The organism is Stenotrophomonas sp. SMYL41, from assembly GCF_036319965.1.
Classification (GTDB): Bacteria; Pseudomonadota; Gammaproteobacteria; order Xanthomonadales; family Xanthomonadaceae; genus Stenotrophomonas; species Stenotrophomonas maltophilia_R.
In genome coordinates this window covers 83617-99110 of sequence record NZ_JAWIRX010000007.1, presented here as the reverse complement: position 1 = coordinate 99110, position 15494 = coordinate 83617, and the positions used below count along the sequence as shown (strand labels likewise).

The window sequence follows — 15494 nt, the reverse complement described above, 5'->3', positions numbered from 1 at the left end:
GCCCATGCAGGCACGGGCGGGGCAGGGCATCAGGGTTTGTCCGGGCCTTCAGGCAGCGCCACGGAGATGTCCAGCACGTCGTGCTGGCCATCCTTCACCAGGTCGACCTTCACTGCATCGACGTCGATGTTCACGTACTTCTTGATCACTTCCAGCAGCTCGCGCTGCAGCAGCGGCAGGTAGTCCGGGCCACCGCGGTGGCTGCGTTCCTGCGCAATGATGATCTGCAGGCGGTTCTTGGCGGTTTCGGCGGTGGTCTTCTTCGCTTTGAGGAAATCAAACAGGCCCATGCTTACCCTCCGAACAGCTTGCTGAAGAAGCCCTTCTTCTCGACGTTGGTGAAGCGCATCGGGCGTTCTTCGCCGAGGATGCGCGCGACGGCGTCTTCGTAGGCCTGGCCGGCAGCGGATTCGACATCCAGGATGACCGGTTCGCCCTTGTTGGAGGCGTTGAGCACGTCACCCGATTCCGGAATCACGCCGATCGCCTTCAGGCCGAGGACTTCCTCGACGTCGGCGATGCTCAGCATTTCGCCGCTTTCCACGCGCAGCGGGGTGTAGCGGGTCAGCAGCAGGAAGGCCGGCACGTCCTGGCCGGACTCGGCCTTGTGGGTCTTCGAGTCGAGCAGGCCGATGATGCGGTCGGAGTCGCGCACCGACGACACTTCCGGGTTCACCACCACCACCGCGCGGTCGGCGAAGTACATCGCCAGGAAGGCGCCCTTCTCGATGCCGGCCGGGGAGTCGCAGATGATGTAGTCGAAGCCGTCGGCGGCCAGGTCCTTCAGGACCTTGCCCACGCCTTCCTGGGTCAGTGCGTCCTTGTCGCGGGTCTGCGAGGCGGCCAGCACGTACAGGTTGTCGAAGCGCTTGTCCTTGATCAGGGCCTGCTTGAGGGTGGCTTCGCCGTGCACGACGTTGACGAAGTCGTACACCACGCGGCGTTCGCAGCCCATGATCAGGTCGAGGTTGCGCAGGCCGACGTCGAAGTCGATCACCGCCACCTTCTTGCCGCGCCGTGCCAGGCCGCAGGCCAGGCTCGCACTGGAAGTGGTCTTGCCGACGCCGCCCTTGCCGGAGGTGACTACGATGATTTCAGCCAAAGGACTTCTCCTGATGATTCTGTTTGGGTGCTGCGTCAGTCCAGCGCAGCGATCTTGATCTGGTCCTGTTCCAGCCACACCTGGACGGCCTTGCCGCGCAGGTTGTCCGGGACATCGTCCAGTACCTTGTAATGGCCTGCAATGGCGACCAGTTCCGCATGGAAATCACGGCAGAAAATACGCGCCGCGGTGTTGCCCTGGGCCCCTGCCAGCGCGCGGCCGCGCAGGGTGCCGTAGATATGGATGCTGCCATCGGCGATGACCTCAGCGCCGGCGCCGACGGTGGCCATCACGGTCAGGTCGCAGTTTTCCGCGTACAGCTGCTGGCCCGAACGCACGTTGCCCAGCTGCATGCGGCCCGGCTGCGGTGCAGCAGCGTCGGCCACCTTGGCCACCGGCGTTGCCGGGGCCGGCTTCGGTTCGGCACGGGCCGCGCGGCGCGGTTCCGGCGCGCGCGGCGGCGGGGCCGGTTCGGCCTCGGCACGCTCGTACTGCGCGCGGAACTTGGCCAGCAGCGGCAGGCCGAGCTGCTGCGAGAGCAGGTCGACCGCGCTGGTGCCATAGGCCAGTGCCACCGGCAGCACGCCGGCGCTGCGCAGGCCATCAACCAGCGCCTGCGCGGTGGCCACGTCCGGCACCTGGCTCAGGCCGCCGAAGTCGAGGATCACCGCGGCGCGGCCGAACAGCTTCGGTGCGCGGGTCACGCGCTCGCGCATTTCCTGCACGAGGCGCTCGACATCAAGGGTGCGGATGCGCAGGTTGGCGATGCCCACCTGGCCGATCTTCAGTTCACCGGCCTGTTCGTAATCGAAATTCACCGCCACGCTCAGGTCCCCGTCGGCCGCTGTGCCTGCGCCGGCAGCTGCCGGGCGCGTGTCCATGCCACATCCGGCAGCTTGTCGCCGTAGGTCTCCTGGACCCATGGGTAGCTGCACAGTTCCTTGGCCAGCATGCTGGCACGCACATCGACCTGCGGCATGGTGTTCTGGCCCAGCTCGCGGAAGCCGAAGCTGCCGTGGAAGAGCAGGGCGGCATCGGCGCCATGGTCGAGGAAGACTTCGCAGGTCATCTGCGGGTAGCGCAGCTCGGCGAAGCTCTGCGCGTCGGCATAGAACGCACGGCCGACGCCACCGCCACGGCGGCGGCTGGCGACCACGATGCGGTCGATGTAGAAGAACGGGGTGTCCAGCTGCTGCTTGAACCAGGCGAAATTGCTGCTGTCGTGCTGGCTGTCGCTGCCGAAGCCGATCAGGAAGCCGGCCAGGTTGCCGTCGCGCTCGGCGACGCGGAAATACTCAGCGGTTTCATAGAACAGGCGCAGGCGGGCCGCATCCAGGGGAAGGATGGCCAGGCCAGCGTTGTTGTTCAAAGCCAGGACGGAATCGAGCTCGTGCTCGCGCACGTCGCGGATGACAATCGACATTGTGACTCCGTGGGGTAACGCGGTTGGTCCATCGAGGGACCCTGCGCACGATTATTGCATGCCCGGGGTGGGCTGCGGCATGAACAGGCGACCGGGCGGGCATGACTTCCGTGGGGTGCGGTGCGCAGGCGTGCCCCGTAGAGTGCTGGCATGTTGGGAGTCCTCAGCCATACCCGCGTCCTCCGCCTGGCCGGCCTGTTCACCTGGGTCATGGTCGGCCTGCCCCTGGCTTACTCGCAGTTCGAGAACCTGCACAGCCGCAATGACATGGGCGGCTGGGCGATCCTGCTGTTCGTCGCCTACCTGTCCTTCGGTACCGCCTATTACTGGCTGACCCGCATCCTGCGCAGCGACAGCCATACCAGCTGGCTGGACCGCGGCCTGCTGCTGTTGCTGACGGTCTCCGCGCTGGGGGTCAGCTTCCTCAGCGGATCGGGCCTGGGCAGCATCCTGATGATGGTGGCAGCCGGGGTCATTCCGTGGATGCTGTCGGTACGGCTGGGGGTGCTGTGGCTGCTGGTCAGCCAGCTGGCGGTGGCGCCGGTCTACTACATGCTGCTGCGCTTCCCGCTGTTTGAGGCAGTGATGCAGTCGCTGCTGTACGGCGGCTTTTCCATGTTCATCTTCGTGACCAGCTTGGTCGCGCGGCAGCAGACCGAGGCCCGCGACGAGCAGCGCCGGCTCAATTCGGAACTGCGGGCCACCCGCGCGCTGCTGGCCGAGAGCGCGCGGGTCAACGAGCGCACCCGCATTTCGCGTGAGCTGCATGACCTGCTGGGCCACCAGCTGACTGCGCTGACCCTGAACCTGGAGGTCGCCGGCCACCTGGCCGAGGGCCAGGCGCTGGATCACGTGAAGCGCTCGCACGCGCTGGCCAAGCTGCTGCTGGGCAACGTGCGCGAAGTGGTCAGCCAGCTGCGCGAGACCGGCGCCATCGATCTGGCCGCCGCGTTGCGCCCGCTGACCGAGAACGTGCCCTCGCTGGACATCCAGCTGGAGATCGAGGATCCACTGAACGTGGAGGACCCGCAGCGGGCCCATGTGCTGCTGCGCTGTACCCAGGAGATCATCACCAACGCGGTGCGCCACGCCGGCGCCCGCCACCTGTGGATCAAGGTGTACCGTGAAGCCCCCGACCGGGTGGTGGTGGAGGCCCGCGACGACGGCGTCGGCGCGGATATGGTCAATGTAGGCAATGGCTTGCGCGGCATGCGCGAGCGCCTGCAACAATGTGGTGGCCAGCTGCAGATCGAAACCCGTCCCGGCGAAGGCTTCCGGCTGCGGGCGACGGTGCCGGCAACGGTGCTGGTGGCCGCCCTTACCAAGGTTCCTGAAGGAGTGCGTTGATGATTCGCGTCTGCCTGGTCGACGACCAAACCCTGGTGCGGCAGGGAATCCGCTCCCTGCTGGCGCTCGACGACGGCATCGAGGTGGTGGCCGAGGCCGGCGACGGCCGGCAGGCGGTCGAGCTGATACCGCAGGTGCGCCCCGACGTGGTGCTGATGGACATGCGCATGCCGGTGATGTCCGGCCTGGAGGCGCTGCAGCTGCTGTCGCGGCAGGAACAGCTGCCGCCGACCATCATCCTGACCACGTTCGACGACGACCAGCTGGTGCTGGCCGGGCTCAAGGCCGGTGCCAAGGGCTACCTGCTCAAGGATGTCACCCTGGCGCAGCTGGTCGGTGCCATCCGCACCGTGGCCGATGGGGGATCGCTGGTGCAGCCGGCGGTGACCCAGCGCCTGCTGTCCGGCCTGGAGCACATGCGCAACGAGTTCGTCAGCCTGGACCGGCCGGACCCGCTGACCGACCGCGAGACCGAGATCCTGCGGCTGATGGCCAGCGGCTTCTCCAACAAGGAGATCGCCAATTCGCTGGGCGTGGCCGAGGGCACCATCAAGAACCACGTGTCCAACATCCTCTCCAAGCTGGGCGTGCGCGACCGTACGCGCGCCGTCCTGAAGGCGTTCGAACTCCAGCTGGTCTGAGGAAAATCCTTCAGGTACAACGACTTGGATGGTTGCCGAGGGTTCCCGCCAAGGTTGCCCCCTACTTGCCGGGCAGCGGTATGCGTTACCCTTCAAATTCTTTGTCCATACAAATACGCAGCCGGCAGGGAAACCGGTGCGCCAATCCCGATAAACAATGCCTGCGAAGCCTGCTAGGATTGGCGCTTCGCTTCAATCAACCCGGCCGTGGGATCGGCCCCGGAGACTCTCTGAATGACCCGTATTATCGAGTTCCTGATCGCCTTGGGGATCGTGGCTGGCCTGTTCGTCATCATTGGCGTATGTCTGCCGGGCGAGCGTCACATCACCGAAAGCATCGAGACCAACCGCAAGATGACGATCGTGTACGACACGGTCAGCAGCCTGCGCCGCTTCAAGGACTGGAACCCGCTGGTACTGCGCGATCCCGCCGTTGAACTGAAGCTGTCCGGCCCGGCCTCCGGTACCGGTGCCACCCTCGACTTCACCTCCAAGGACCTGGGCACCGGTTCCTGGAAGATCACCGAAGCCGAAGAGAACAAGCGTGTTGTGATCGCCATCGAAGACGCCACCAAGGGTCACGACAAGGTCACCACCTTCAACCTGGAGCCGACCGGCAAGGGCGGTCGCAACGTCAAGATCACCCAGGACTACTCGGTGAAGTACGGCTTCGACCTGTTCGGTCGTTACGCCGGCCTGTATGTCAGCCGCCAGATCGGCGACGACATCAAGATGGGCCTGTCGCGCATGGCCAACATGCTCGCCACCGTGCCGAACGTGGACTACCGCACGCCGGAAGCCCCGCTGACCGACCTGGCCATCGTCGACGTGCCGGCCGAGAACCTGCTGGTCGTCAACGCCGGCAACGTGGACCGCGGCCAGGACAGCATCACCAAGTCCATCAAGGACAACCAGGAGTGGATCAAGCGCGTGATGGAGGCCAATGGCCTTGAAGCCGCCGGTCCGTTCCGCATCATCACCACCGACTTCGGCCAGGAGAAGTACGCCTTCGACATCGCCCAGCCGGTGAAGAAGAAGGGTGCCGAAGGTGCCACCGCTGAGGAGCTGACCGTCAAGATCGATGGCGGCGCACCGGTCAAGTACGTGCACGTGGCTCCGCACCGTTCGGCGCATGCGGCCTACACCGGCCACATGGCCGGCCTGGACGTGGCCCGCAACGGCCTGCGCGCCTGGGCCGTGACCTCGGGCAACGAAGTCATCGACCGTCCGTACGAAACCTGGAAGGACGGCATCGACAAGTCGTTCACCCCGGAAGCGACCTACGACATCTACTGGGCCGTCAAGTAAGCCTCGGCTGACCCATGTAGTGTTGGACACGAAAACGCGCCGCTCATTGCGGCGCGTTTTTTTTCATCTGGCGCCCGGCAAGGGGCGCTGCGCAAGGAGCCCTCATGTTCAATCTCGAACGTCGCGCACGCAAGCCTTCCCTGCTGGCCTGCCTGGGTGCGCTGTTGGCCGCTGCCTCGATCGGCCTGTCTGCCTATGCGTCGCACGGTGTGGCCGATCCGCTGGCGCAGCAGCATCTGAACATGGCGGCGCTGTATGCGTTCGCGCATGGTGCAGTACTGGTGGCACTCGGGCCGCGCGCACAAGGGGCGATCGCGCACCTGGCGCTGTATGTGCTGCTGCTGGGCGTACTGCTGTTTTCCGGCAGCCTGGCAGGCGGGGCGCTGTGGCAGTGGCCGACGCGGATGGCGCCGATCGGTGGCACCAGCATGATGGCCGGCTGGGTGCTGCTGGCGATCAATGCGTTGAGGCGGTGAGGGTCGCAGTGCTCTCGCTCCGATCCATGCCGATGCGATCGTGATGGTTCATGGGCGTTACTTTTCTTTTCGCGCGAAAAGAAAAGTAACCAAAAGAAACGCGCCGCCGACCGCGAGCCGGTGCTGCGCACCGGTGTCCTGTGCTCCTCGGCCCATCGAGGGGCGGTGCGGGAACTCGCTGCGCTCAGACACCCGCACCTCTTCGCCCTCGCCGGACCTGCGGTGCTCGGCTCGCTTGAAGGCGGACCCAACAGCTGCACGCTGATCCGTTGCAGAGGCTTCGAGCGAAGCGACCCGCTTTTTTCTTTGCTCTCTTGTTCCATTCCGTGGCGGACAGCTCCAAAGCGTTTGCTTTGCAGCCGCCAAGCGGGGCTCAGCCGTTGGCCGGTCCCCAGCACCAGTGCCACGGTTCGTAGACGATCCCGTGCGGGTTGTCGCGCGGGTAGCTCAGCTGGAAGCCGTGCGTGCTGGCATGGGCCCGCAGCCACGCGAAGGCGTCAGTGGCTTCGAACGATTCTTCGGCCGGGGCATCGCCCGGTGTGCCGATGTCCAGCGCATGGCCGCTGTGGTGTTCACTGAAACCTGGCGCGGCATTGACCTTCAGGATTTCCGCCACGCTCAGCCCACGCGCCCGTTTCCGTTCGAAGATGCCCAGCTGGTAGGCATGGCTGCGGAAGCCAGAGATTGCATCCAGCGCCACGCCATCGCGCGCGGCGTGCAGGCGCATCCGCCGCCAGCCCTGCGCGGCGCCACGGCGTAGCCAGAGCGGGCGGGCGAAGCGATCGCGGCCGGCGAAGTGCAGCAGGCACGGTTCGGGTTCCAGCGGAAGGCCGCTGTCGTCGGCATAGCGCTGGGCATCCAGGCCGAGCTGCTGCAGGTGCTGCTGCAGGCCGGCCAGTGGAAGCCATTGTTCTTCCAGCGCAGCGCCGAACGGACGTGCCGCCGCTGCATCCAGCAGCGCCAGTGCGTCCTCGACCCCGGGCTCGCGTGGCAGGCGCGGCACCATCGAATGCACGCCGTGCGGTAGCACGGCTGCCAGGTAGCGGCCATCGCGCTTGCGTCGCAGCACCCATCGCGCCTGTGACAGCAGGCGCGCGTCCAGGTTGCTGCGCGCGCGCAGCAGGTCCGCGGGCCACAGTTCGATGGTCTCGGTATTGATCAGCAGGGGCGGGCGTCGTTGCATCGGCGCAGCTTACTGCCGCAGCGCCGGCGCGGCCACCTTGCGCAGTGCGTCCAGCAGCACGTGCGGCCGGTCCAGGCTGAGCAGCAGCGTGCTGCCATCGCTGACCGGAAGAGCGAGAACACGCGCACGGTCGGTGACCAGGGCGAACCCCTTGCCGCCGCCCTGCAGGCGGAAGTGGCCGGAGTAGAAGCCCGGCATCGCATAGCCGTTGGTCTTGAAGCGGATGCCATAGCGGCGGTCGCGGCTGAGATCGACCACCTCGGCCTGGTCCAGCCGCAGTTGCGCGACCGGCACGCGCCGACGGTACATCGTCGAGCGCACGTCCAGCACGTCGTCGGCCAGTTCCACCCGGCGCCGGAAGAAGGCCGCGCCCAGCCCGATGCCGAGCGCGGCGATTACCACCAGGCTCCAGGCGGCGCTGCCGCCCATCCGGAACCAGGGCGGCGACAGCGTTACTTCGATCCAGGGCGCCGTCGCCGGTGCCTTGTACAGCTGCGCATACAGGCAGGCCCCGAAGGCGGCGAGCAGGGGCAGCACGATCCACAGCACGCGCAACGGCGAACTCTCCGCTACCTCGTACTGTTTCGGGTCGCTGGCGCCCATGGTTCAGGCTTCCTTCTTGAACACCAGCATCGCCGGGCACATCGGCGCCGGGATGATGACGTTCACCAGCTCCCAGCCCAGCTGGCCCTGGCGGCTGAGTTCTGTCTGCACGTCTTCTGGCTTGAGCACGCCCATCATGGACGTCTTGACCTCGATGGTCTGGTAGCTCCAGCGCTTGCTCATTCCTTGTCCTCCGGCGGTGGGGTGGGTTTCGGCAGGCGTCCTGCCCTGCGCAGGGCGTCGCGCAGCACGTATTCGATCTGCGCGTTGAGGCTGCGCAGCTCGTCGTCAGCCCAGCGCTGCGCGGCGGCCAGGACCTCGGCGTTGATCCGCAGCGGGTAGGCTTTCTTCTCACTCATGCAAGCTCCTGGCGGGGCGGTGGGGCGCCCCGTTGCGAGGGTGGTTCAGTACAGCGAACCGGCGTTGACGATCGGCTGGGTGCCGCGGTCCGAACACAGCACGGTCAGCAGGTTGCTGACCATGTGTGCCTTGCGTTCCTCGTCCAGCTGCACCACGCCGTTCTTCTGCAGTTCGGCCAGCGCCATCTCGACCATGCCCACCGCACCGGCGACGATGCGCGTGCGTGCGGCGATCACCGCGTTGGCCTGCTGGCGCTGCAGCATCGCCTGGGCGATTTCGGCGGCGTAGGCGAGGTGGCTGATGCGCGCGTCTATCACCTGCACGCCGGCATCGGCCAGGCGCTCGGCCAGTTCGTTCTTCAGGTGCTGGGAGATCTCGCTGGCGTGGCTGCGAAGGGCCAGCTGGCCTTCCTCATGCTGGTCGTACGGATAGCTGGTGGCCATCGCGCGTAGCGCCGATTCGGACTGGATGTGCACGAAGCTCTCGTAATCATCCACGTTGTAGACCGCCTCGGAGGCATCGACCACCTGCCAGACGATCACCGCGGCGATTTCGATCGGGCTGCCATCGAGCTCGTTGACCTTCAGCTTGCCGCTCTCGAAGTTGCGCACGCGCTGGCTGACCCGGCGCTTGGCATAGAAGGGGTTGTTCCAGCGCAGGCCGTTGTCCTTCACCGTGCCCACGTACTTGCCGAACAGGCTCAGCACCGCCGCCTGGTTGGGCTGGATGGTGTACAGGCCGGCCAGGATGAACACGCCCAGCGCCACCAGCAGGGCGCCCAGCAGCATCAGCAGCAGGTTGGGCGAGCCGGTGCTGGCATTGGCCGCAACGCCGACCACGAACAGGGCGGCGCCGGCGAGGCCGACGAGCAGGGCGCCGGCCAGCGTGCCGAGGCCGTTGAGCGAAGACAGCGACTTCTCTTTCATGGCGGTACGTCCTTGAGGGTTCGTAATGAAGATATCAAAGTGATATCAGTTTTCGACTACCGTTCGTCGGATGCCATGGCCGGGGTGCCCGGCCAGCTAGAATGCCCACCCGCCTTCACATCGCTGCTGGAACCGCCATGGCCAAGCTTGGAACTCCGTTGTCCCCCTCCGCCACCCGCGTGCTGCTGCTGGGCTCGGGCGAACTCGGCAAGGAGGTGGCCATCGAGCTGCAGCGGCTGGGCGTGGAAGTGATCGCCGCCGACCGCTATGCCGATGCCCCGGCCATGCAGGTCGCGCACCGCTCGCATGTGATCGACATGCTCGATGCGATGGCCCTGCGCGCGCTGATCGCCCAGGAGCAGCCGCACCTGGTGGTGCCGGAGATCGAGGCCATCCATACCGAGACCCTGGTCCAGCTGGAGCAGGAGCAGGGCCTGCGGGTGATCCCGACCGCGCGCGCCGCACGCCTGACCATGGATCGCGAAGGCATCCGTCGCCTGGCCGCCGAAACCCTGGGCCTGCCGACCTCGCCGTACCGCTTCGTCGATACCGAGGCCGAGTACCGCGCCGCCGTGGCCGCCATCGGCCTGCCGTGCGTGGTCAAGCCGGTGATGTCGTCCTCGGGCAAGGGCCAAAGCACCCTGCGCAGCGAGGCGGACATCGCCCCCGCCTGGGAGTACGCGCAGACCGGTGGTCGTGCCGGTGCGGGTCGCTGCATCGTCGAAGGCTTCATCGATTTTGATTACGAGATCACTCTGCTGACCGTGCGCCATGCCGGCGGCACCTCGTTCTGCGCGCCGATCGGCCATCTGCAGAAGGACGGCGATTACCGCGAGAGCTGGCAGCCGCAGCCGATGTCGGGCAAGGCGCTGGCGCGTGCCGAAGAGATCTCGCGTGCGATCACCGATGACCTCGGCGGCTGGGGCCTGTTCGGCGTCGAGCTGTTCGTGAAGGGCGACGAGGTGTGGTTCAGCGAAGTGTCGCCGCGCCCGCACGACACCGGCCTGGTGACGCTTGTTTCGCAGGAACTGAGCGAGTTCGCGCTGCACGCCCGCGCCATCCTCGGCCTGCCGATCCCGGTGATCCGCCAGAGTGGCCCGTCGGCTTCGTGCGCGCTGCTGGCACACGGTGAAGGCGTGCCTTACTTCAACAACGTCGCCGCCGCCCTGCAGGTGCGGGACACCGCCGTGCGCCTGTTCGGCAAGCCCAGCGTGCATGGCCATCGCCGCGTCGGCGTGACCCTGGCGCGCGCGGAAACCATCGACGAAGCCCGCGCCATCGCGCGTGACGCCGCCGACGCCATCGGCGTCGAACTGCGCCCCTGAAAAAGGAGCGACGACCAACGGTCGTCGCCTACCGCATTCCGGTGGGTACCGACCGTTGGTCGGTACTCCCTCATCATCGGTTACGGCTTCACATCCACCCACACCAGATGGTGGTCGCTGCCGTCGGCGATCTTCGCTTCCGGGCTTTCGTTGGCCGGCCAGAAGATGCCGCTGCCCACGTATTCGAAACCGGTCGAGGGCAGCACGTAGTCCAGGCGCATGGTGCCGGACTTCGGGCCAAAATCGCCGGTGGCATGGAACGGTGCGCCCTTGCGCTCGATGCCCTTGGCGGCATAGGCCAGGCTGGTCTGCTCACCACCGACGCTGCGCGGGGTGGGGTAGCGCAGCACGCGGGCGTTCTCGATCAGCTCGACGATCGCCTCATGGCGGCCATCGCCATCGACCGGGTCGTTGTTGAGGTCGCCGAGGATCACGAAGCGCGCGTCCTGCGCCAGCCCGCCGCACTGGCCCTTGTCGTCGCACAGCCACGGCTTTTCACCCTTGGACAGGTATTCCTGCCACAGGCGCAGTTCGTCGTGGTTGCGCGCGGCGTTGCGCTTTTCCGGGCCGTCGAACACCGGCGGGGTCGGGTGCGAGACCAGCGCGTGGACCACACCGGCCGGGGTCTTCACCGGCACGTCCCAATGCGACTTCGACGACAGCCGCAGCTGCGACCACACATGATCGTTGTAGAAGCTCTTGCCGGTGCGCGGATCGACCGGGCGGATCGCACCGGGCATCGCGCTCCACTTCAGCAGCTGGAAGCTGCGCACCCTGGCTTCATCGATCGGGTAGCGCGACAGCACCAGCATGCCGTACTGGCCCGGGTGCAGGCCGTAGCCCCAGGCATCGTTGCCGCGGCTGCGGCCTTCGCCGCCGACCACGCCGTTGTTGTCCAGGTCCAGGCCGCTCGGCACGCCCGTATTGACCGGCGCCAGGTAGCGGTAGGCGAAGTGCAGCGGCTTGCCGCCACCGGGCTGGGCCACTTCCAGGTAGCGCTTCTGGAACAGGTCGGCGGCGCGATGCGCATCGTCGAAGTCGAATTCGTTCAGCAGCACCAGGTCCGGGCGCACCTGCTGCAGTACCGCAGCGATCTTGCGTGCGTGCTCGCTGTCACCTTCCAGTTCCTTGATCAGGCCACCGGTCTCATCGGAGTACAGCGAGGTGTTGTAGGTGGCCAGGCGCAGCGCAGCGGACGGCTTTTCGGTCATCGCAGGGGACGTGGCGAAGGCGGGGGCGGTGGCGCCGCAGAGCAGGGCCAGGGCGAGAATCAGGGGTTTGGCGTTCATGGGCCGTATTGTGCACCCGGCCCGGTGTCAGCGGTTTGTCAGCGCCCGTCCAGATCCTTGTCGAAATCGTGCCAGCGGCGGCCGTCGTAGGCCTCCAGCGGATGGAAGCGGCGCTTGTAGTCCATCTTCTGGTGGCCGCGGATCCAATAGCCCAGGTACACGTGCGGGAGCCCCTCGCGACGCGCCCACTCGATCTGCTGCAGGATCGCGAAGGTGCCCAGCCCGCGCGCGGCGTGGTCCGGGTCGAAGAACGTGTAGACCGCCGACAGGCCGTGCTCGGTGACGTCGGTCACCGCCACCCCCAGCAGCTGGCTGGGCTGGCCGTCGTGGCCGGGCAGGCGCATCTCCATGAAGCGGGTGTGCGACCAGCTGCCGATCAGGAACTGCTCGAACTCGTGCGGGCCGTGGTCGTCCATGCCGCCGTTGGCGTGGCGGTGGGTCAGGTAGCGGTGGTACAGCGCGAACAGGTCGTCGCGGGCGGTGGCGGCGGTGATCCGCACCTCCAGGTCTTCATTGCGGGCGGCACAGCGGCGCTGGCTGCGATCCGGGGCGAAGCGCGCCACCGGGATGCGCACCGCCACGCAGGCCTGGCAGTGTGCGCAATGCGGCCGGTAGACCAGGTCGCCGCTGCGGCGGAAGCCCCAGCTCAGTGCCAGCGGGTACAGACCGCCCAGGCGGCGATCGTTCGGGTCCAGCACCAGGTCACGCGCCACCCGGTCCGACCAGTACCCGCAGGGGTGCTCGCCGGTCTGGAAAAGTCGCAGTTCGTCGTCTCTGTCGCCGTGCATCGCCATGGGCACAGCATAGCCCCAGCCTGTCGCAGTGGCGGCGACTGTCCGCCGGATGAATGGAACCGGCAGCGGCGTCAACCGATGTCGCGCCGGGGCGTTGTTGTCTCCCGAGGGTGAAGTGATCACCCCGACGCAATTCCCATCCCCAGGAGTGACCCCATGATCCGTACCCCCCTGCTGCTGGCCCTGCTGCTCGGCACCTCCGCTTCCGGTATCGCGCTGGCGGCCGACACCCCGACCACGCCGGCGCAGCGCCCGGCCAAGCTGGACACCAACGGCGACGGCGTCATCGACCGCAGCGAGGCGGCTGCCAACCCGCGCCTGGCCGCGAAGTTCGACGAGCTGGACAAGAACAAGGATGGCAAGCTGTCGCGCGATGAGATGCCGCGCTGGCAGCATGGCCGCCGTGGCCACGGCGGCGAGCGCTGGACCAAGCTGGACGTCAACAAGGACGGCCGCATCAGCCGCGAGGAAGCCAAGGCCGACCCGCGCCTGGCCGCGCGCTTCGACCAGCTTGATCTCAACAAGGATGGCTACCTGGACAAGGCCGACCGCGAGCTGCGCATGAAGCAGCGTCGTGATGCCTGGTTCGCTGCCGCCGACACCAACAAGGACGGCCAGCTGAGCAAGGCCGAGTTCGATGCCGCCAAGGGCCCGATGCACGCTGGCCCGCGCCACGGCGGCCCGCGCGATGGCGCCGCGCCGAAGCCGCAGCGCTGAGGTTCAACGCAGTGAATGAGGACAACGCCGGCGCACTGCCGGCGTTGCCCGTTACAGGCGGCCGCTGCGCATCAGTGAGTACGCCACCAGCGCGATGACCATCAGGTTCATGGCGATGATGCCGGTGCGGCCGTACATCGATTCGAACTTCCAGTTGATGCCGGTTCGCCCGCGCCGCGCCGAATCGCGCGCGATCATCGGCGCCATTACTCGCTGCAGCGGCACCAGGCACTGGTAGTTGACCACGCCCAGCCCGACCGCCAGCACCGCCAGCTGCGCCCAGACCGGCGCCTGCAGCATCACGGCCAGCAGGATCGCCAGGCACCAGAACATGCCGGTGACGATGTTGAGATAGAGGAAACGGCGCACATCGGTGCGCTCGGACGCCGTTTCGGTGTACGACATCAGGAAGCGCCCGCCCAGATAGCTGCCGATCGCACCACCGACCACGCCACCGATCACCGCCGCCCAGCTTTCGGCCGGCAGTACGTGCAGCTGGCCCAGCGTCGCGGTCAACGATCCCATCGCGGTACCGCCGGCAGCACTGGCACCGCCGAGGCCGAGCTTGCTGCCGCCGATGCCGACGCCGGTGCCGAGCAGGATTGCGGCGCTGGCGGTGCCGGGCGCCGCCACCAGCACCATCGACACCACCGCCGTAGCGAATGCCGCGCTCGGGGCACTGCTGCGCGCGAATTCGCCGAAGCGCTGCAGCAGGCCGTCGCGCACGAGGGCGCGGGCGCGTGACAGGCGCTTGCGCACGGCCGCATCGCTGAGCCCGAGCAGGTCGGCGACCTGCTGCGAGCGCTGGCCTTCACGGTAGTACAGCAGCAGCACTTCGCGGCTGTCGGCGGGCAACGCGGAAATGATGTCCTCGGCGGCGATTTCTTCTTCCACCCGCTGCAGGCGGTCGGCCGCGCCTGGGGCCGGATCGGCGGCCATGCCCATCGCTACCTCGGCGGCCTCACCGGTCAGCGGTCGGCCGCGCTGCGCGCGCAGCCAGTCGCGGGCCAGGTTGCGGGTGATCTGCCGCAGCCAGGGCAGGAAGCTGGTCGAACTGCGCAGTTGGTGCAGCTGCTGCCAGCCCTTCACGAAGGCCTCCTGGGCGATGTCCTCGCTGGCCTGGCGGTCGCGGGTGATAGCCAGCGCGATGGCGGTGACCGTGTTCTGGCAGGCCAGCACGATGCGGCCGTAGGCATGCTGGCAACCGCCAGCGGCCGCAGGCAGTTCGCGTTCCAGGGTCTGGTCGATCGATGCGGCGAACGTCGTCATGGCGGCGGCTCTCCTGCTGGGATTGTGTCCCATGACGGCGCCGCGCGCGAAGTGTGACCGCAGATGCCGATGCATCTGCGGTCCGCGCATTCCACCTCATCCCCGCGCCGCTGGCGCGCCCCCTTGAACAACAAGGGGGCTCCAATCCTGACGGGTTACGGTGAAATCGTGGCCTTGCTGCCAGGCTGCTGTGCTCGCCGGGCATGGCCCGGCACCGCCTCTTACTTGGAGGGCTGGATGCGGACCCGGACTTCTTCCTCTTCCGGTGCGGCCTGCGGGGCCGGTTGCGCCGGCTGCGGCTGCGCCTGCGGGGTAGGGGCCGGAGCCGTCGGAGCCGGGGCACCGCGATGGCGCAGGCCGATCACCAGCGCCACGCCGGCGATCACCACCAGCAGGGCGATGCGGATGCGCCAGGCCCAGCTGCGGCCGCTGTTGCCCTGTTCCGGCGTGTCGCGGAAGGCGAACTCGGCGGTTGGGTGGTCGCGACGGGTGGTATCGAGCAGGCGCGCCTCGCGCAGGATTTCGCGCGCGCGCGGCTGGTCGTCGGCGCGCACGATCCACACCGCCGGGTAAGCATTGGCGTTGCCCAGGTCGGTATAGCTGAACTGACCGCGGCGGCGGGTCTTGTATGAGCGCCCGTTGGTCACCTTGACGTCGATGCCATGCTCGCGCAGGAGCTCGGCGACGCCTTCGACGGTTTCCACGCGCTGGCTGCTGAAGATCTGGCGCAT

General features: G+C 67.3%; 19 protein-coding genes. 6 read left to right on the top strand and 13 right to left on the bottom strand.

The features are described 5' to 3' along the window. Positions 1–29: 29 nt before the first annotated feature. From minE to V3B30_RS10255, 4 genes are read right to left on the bottom strand one after another with little or no spacing between them, the layout of a single operon-like run. On the bottom strand, positions 30–290 hold the full coding sequence (minE, locus tag V3B30_RS10270; RefSeq protein WP_005408532.1) for a cell division topological specificity factor MinE: 261 nt from the start codon (positions 288–290) through the stop codon (positions 30–32). A gap of 2 nt (positions 291–292) precedes the next feature. Next, entirely contained in the window at positions 293–1102 is an 810-nt protein-coding gene (gene minD, locus V3B30_RS10265) for a septum site-determining protein MinD (RefSeq protein WP_005415682.1), read from the bottom strand. Positions 1103–1137: 35 nt separating this feature from the next. Then, entirely contained in the window at positions 1138–1983 is an 846-nt protein-coding gene (minC, locus tag V3B30_RS10260) for a septum site-determining protein MinC (protein WP_262084598.1), read from the bottom strand. Next, positions 1929–2525, bottom strand: a complete 597-nt coding sequence (locus tag V3B30_RS10255) for a GNAT family N-acetyltransferase (protein ID WP_014036357.1) — start codon at positions 2523–2525, stop codon at positions 1929–1931. Before V3B30_RS10255 ends, minC begins: the two co-directional genes overlap by 55 nt. A gap of 150 nt (positions 2526–2675) precedes the next feature. Here V3B30_RS10255 and V3B30_RS10250 point away from each other — a divergent pair, with 150 nt between their 5' ends. The 4 genes from V3B30_RS10250 (at position 2676) to V3B30_RS10235 (ending at position 6297) form a co-directional block, all read left to right on the top strand. Beyond that, positions 2676–3872, top strand: coding sequence for a sensor histidine kinase (locus tag V3B30_RS10250; RefSeq protein WP_100471622.1), 1197 nt, complete (start codon positions 2676–2678; stop codon positions 3870–3872). After that, a complete protein-coding gene (locus V3B30_RS10245) occupies positions 3872–4513 on the top strand; it encodes a response regulator transcription factor (protein WP_100471623.1) in 642 nt (213 codons plus the stop codon). The genes V3B30_RS10250 and V3B30_RS10245 overlap by 1 nt, the downstream gene beginning before the upstream one ends. Positions 4514–4747: 234 nt before the next feature. After that, positions 4748–5821, top strand: coding sequence for an SRPBCC family protein (locus V3B30_RS10240; protein ID WP_100471624.1), 1074 nt, complete (start codon positions 4748–4750; stop codon positions 5819–5821). 104 nt (positions 5822–5925) lie between these two features. Then, the gene (locus V3B30_RS10235) at positions 5926–6297 is read left to right on the top strand and encodes a DUF423 domain-containing protein (protein WP_100471625.1); all 372 of its coding nucleotides are present in this window, start codon (positions 5926–5928) and stop codon (positions 6295–6297) included. Between the two features lie 373 nt (positions 6298–6670). Here V3B30_RS10235 and V3B30_RS10230 read toward each other — a convergent pair whose 3' ends face one another. From V3B30_RS10230 to V3B30_RS10210, 5 genes are read right to left on the bottom strand one after another with little or no spacing between them, the layout of a single operon-like run. Further along, a complete protein-coding gene (locus tag V3B30_RS10230) occupies positions 6671–7480 on the bottom strand; it encodes a M15 family metallopeptidase (RefSeq protein ID WP_100471626.1) in 810 nt (269 codons plus the stop codon). A 9-nt stretch (positions 7481–7489) separates the two neighbouring features. Continuing rightward, a complete protein-coding gene (locus V3B30_RS10225; protein WP_262084597.1) occupies positions 7490–8083 on the bottom strand; it encodes a PH domain-containing protein in 594 nt (197 codons plus the stop codon). A 3-nt stretch (positions 8084–8086) separates the two neighbouring features. Continuing rightward, entirely contained in the window at positions 8087–8266 is a 180-nt protein-coding gene (locus V3B30_RS10220) for a DUF4177 domain-containing protein (RefSeq protein ID WP_100471628.1), read from the bottom strand. Then, the gene (locus V3B30_RS10215) at positions 8263–8442 is read right to left on the bottom strand and encodes an Arc family DNA binding domain-containing protein (protein ID WP_100471629.1); all 180 of its coding nucleotides are present in this window, start codon (positions 8440–8442) and stop codon (positions 8263–8265) included. Before V3B30_RS10215 ends, V3B30_RS10220 begins: the two co-directional genes overlap by 4 nt. 45 nt (positions 8443–8487) lie before the next feature. Beyond that, positions 8488–9369: an SPFH domain-containing protein gene (locus V3B30_RS10210; RefSeq protein ID WP_100471630.1), complete on the bottom strand. Its 882-nt coding sequence runs from the start codon at positions 9367–9369 to the stop codon at positions 8488–8490. Positions 9370–9506: 137 nt separating this feature from the next. Here V3B30_RS10210 and purT point away from each other — a divergent pair, with 137 nt between their 5' ends. Further along, positions 9507–10694, top strand: a complete 1188-nt coding sequence (purT, locus tag V3B30_RS10205) for a formate-dependent phosphoribosylglycinamide formyltransferase (protein WP_262084596.1) — start codon at positions 9507–9509, stop codon at positions 10692–10694. Positions 10695–10774: 80 nt separating this feature from the next. Here purT and V3B30_RS10200 read toward each other — a convergent pair whose 3' ends face one another. Together V3B30_RS10200 and V3B30_RS10195 are read right to left on the bottom strand one after the other, a co-directional pair. After that, complete coding sequence (locus V3B30_RS10200) at positions 10775–11983, bottom strand: endonuclease/exonuclease/phosphatase family protein (protein WP_262084595.1); 1209 nt, start codon at positions 11981–11983, stop codon at positions 10775–10777. A gap of 38 nt (positions 11984–12021) precedes the next feature. Continuing rightward, positions 12022–12777 carry an arginyltransferase gene (locus V3B30_RS10195; RefSeq protein WP_262084594.1) on the bottom strand — a complete coding sequence of 252 codons (756 nt, stop codon included), beginning with the start codon at positions 12775–12777 and terminating at the stop codon, positions 12022–12024. 156 nt (positions 12778–12933) lie between these two features. Here V3B30_RS10195 and V3B30_RS10190 point away from each other — a divergent pair, with 156 nt between their 5' ends. Beyond that, complete coding sequence (locus tag V3B30_RS10190; protein WP_262084593.1) at positions 12934–13494, top strand: EF-hand domain-containing protein; 561 nt, start codon at positions 12934–12936, stop codon at positions 13492–13494. Between the two features lie 51 nt (positions 13495–13545). Here the strand turns inward: V3B30_RS10190 and V3B30_RS10185 are convergent, their stop codons facing one another. Then, positions 13546–14763 carry a sigma-70 family RNA polymerase sigma factor gene (locus V3B30_RS10185; RefSeq protein WP_262084592.1) on the bottom strand — a complete coding sequence of 406 codons (1218 nt, stop codon included), beginning with the start codon at positions 14761–14763 and terminating at the stop codon, positions 13546–13548. A 221-nt stretch (positions 14764–14984) separates the two neighbouring features. After that, positions 14985–15494: a pathogenicity-like protein gene (locus tag V3B30_RS10180; protein ID WP_100471635.1), complete on the bottom strand. Its 510-nt coding sequence runs from the start codon at positions 15492–15494 to the stop codon at positions 14985–14987.

Excerpts from the sequence above, each read along its gene's own strand:
- V3B30_RS10235 (WP_100471625.1), top strand. The coding sequence starts at position 5,926 with ATGTTCAATCTCGAACGTCGCGCACGCAAGCCTTCCCTGCTGGCCTGC.
- purT (WP_262084596.1), top strand. The coding sequence starts at position 9,507 with ATGGCCAAGCTTGGAACTCCGTTGTCCCCCTCCGCCACCCGCGTGCTG.
- V3B30_RS10195 (WP_262084594.1), bottom strand. The coding sequence starts at position 12,777 with ATGGCGATGCACGGCGACAGAGACGACGAACTGCGACTTTTCCAGACC.
- V3B30_RS10245 (WP_100471623.1), top strand. The coding sequence starts at position 3,872 with ATGATTCGCGTCTGCCTGGTCGACGACCAAACCCTGGTGCGGCAGGGA.
- V3B30_RS10185 (WP_262084592.1), bottom strand. The coding sequence starts at position 14,763 with ATGACGACGTTCGCCGCATCGATCGACCAGACCCTGGAACGCGAACTG.
- V3B30_RS10240 (WP_100471624.1), top strand. The coding sequence starts at position 4,748 with ATGACCCGTATTATCGAGTTCCTGATCGCCTTGGGGATCGTGGCTGGC.
- V3B30_RS10180 (WP_100471635.1), bottom strand. The coding sequence starts at position 15,494 with ATGCGCCAGATCTTCAGCAGCCAGCGCGTGGAAACCGTCGAAGGCGTC.
- V3B30_RS10215 (WP_100471629.1), bottom strand. The coding sequence starts at position 8,442 with ATGAGTGAGAAGAAAGCCTACCCGCTGCGGATCAACGCCGAGGTCCTG.
- V3B30_RS10255 (WP_014036357.1), bottom strand. The coding sequence starts at position 2,525 with ATGTCGATTGTCATCCGCGACGTGCGCGAGCACGAGCTCGATTCCGTC.
- V3B30_RS10210 (WP_100471630.1), bottom strand. The coding sequence starts at position 9,369 with ATGAAAGAGAAGTCGCTGTCTTCGCTCAACGGCCTCGGCACGCTGGCC.
- minE (WP_005408532.1), bottom strand. The coding sequence starts at position 290 with ATGGGCCTGTTTGATTTCCTCAAAGCGAAGAAGACCACCGCCGAAACC.
- V3B30_RS10190 (WP_262084593.1), top strand. The coding sequence starts at position 12,934 with ATGATCCGTACCCCCCTGCTGCTGGCCCTGCTGCTCGGCACCTCCGCT.
- V3B30_RS10220 (WP_100471628.1), bottom strand. The coding sequence starts at position 8,266 with ATGAGCAAGCGCTGGAGCTACCAGACCATCGAGGTCAAGACGTCCATG.
- minC (WP_262084598.1), bottom strand. The coding sequence starts at position 1,983 with ATGGACACGCGCCCGGCAGCTGCCGGCGCAGGCACAGCGGCCGACGGG.
- V3B30_RS10250 (WP_100471622.1), top strand. The coding sequence starts at position 2,676 with ATGTTGGGAGTCCTCAGCCATACCCGCGTCCTCCGCCTGGCCGGCCTG.
- V3B30_RS10200 (WP_262084595.1), bottom strand. The coding sequence starts at position 11,983 with ATGAACGCCAAACCCCTGATTCTCGCCCTGGCCCTGCTCTGCGGCGCC.
- V3B30_RS10225 (WP_262084597.1), bottom strand. The coding sequence starts at position 8,083 with ATGGGCGCCAGCGACCCGAAACAGTACGAGGTAGCGGAGAGTTCGCCG.
- V3B30_RS10230 (WP_100471626.1), bottom strand. The coding sequence starts at position 7,480 with ATGCAACGACGCCCGCCCCTGCTGATCAATACCGAGACCATCGAACTG.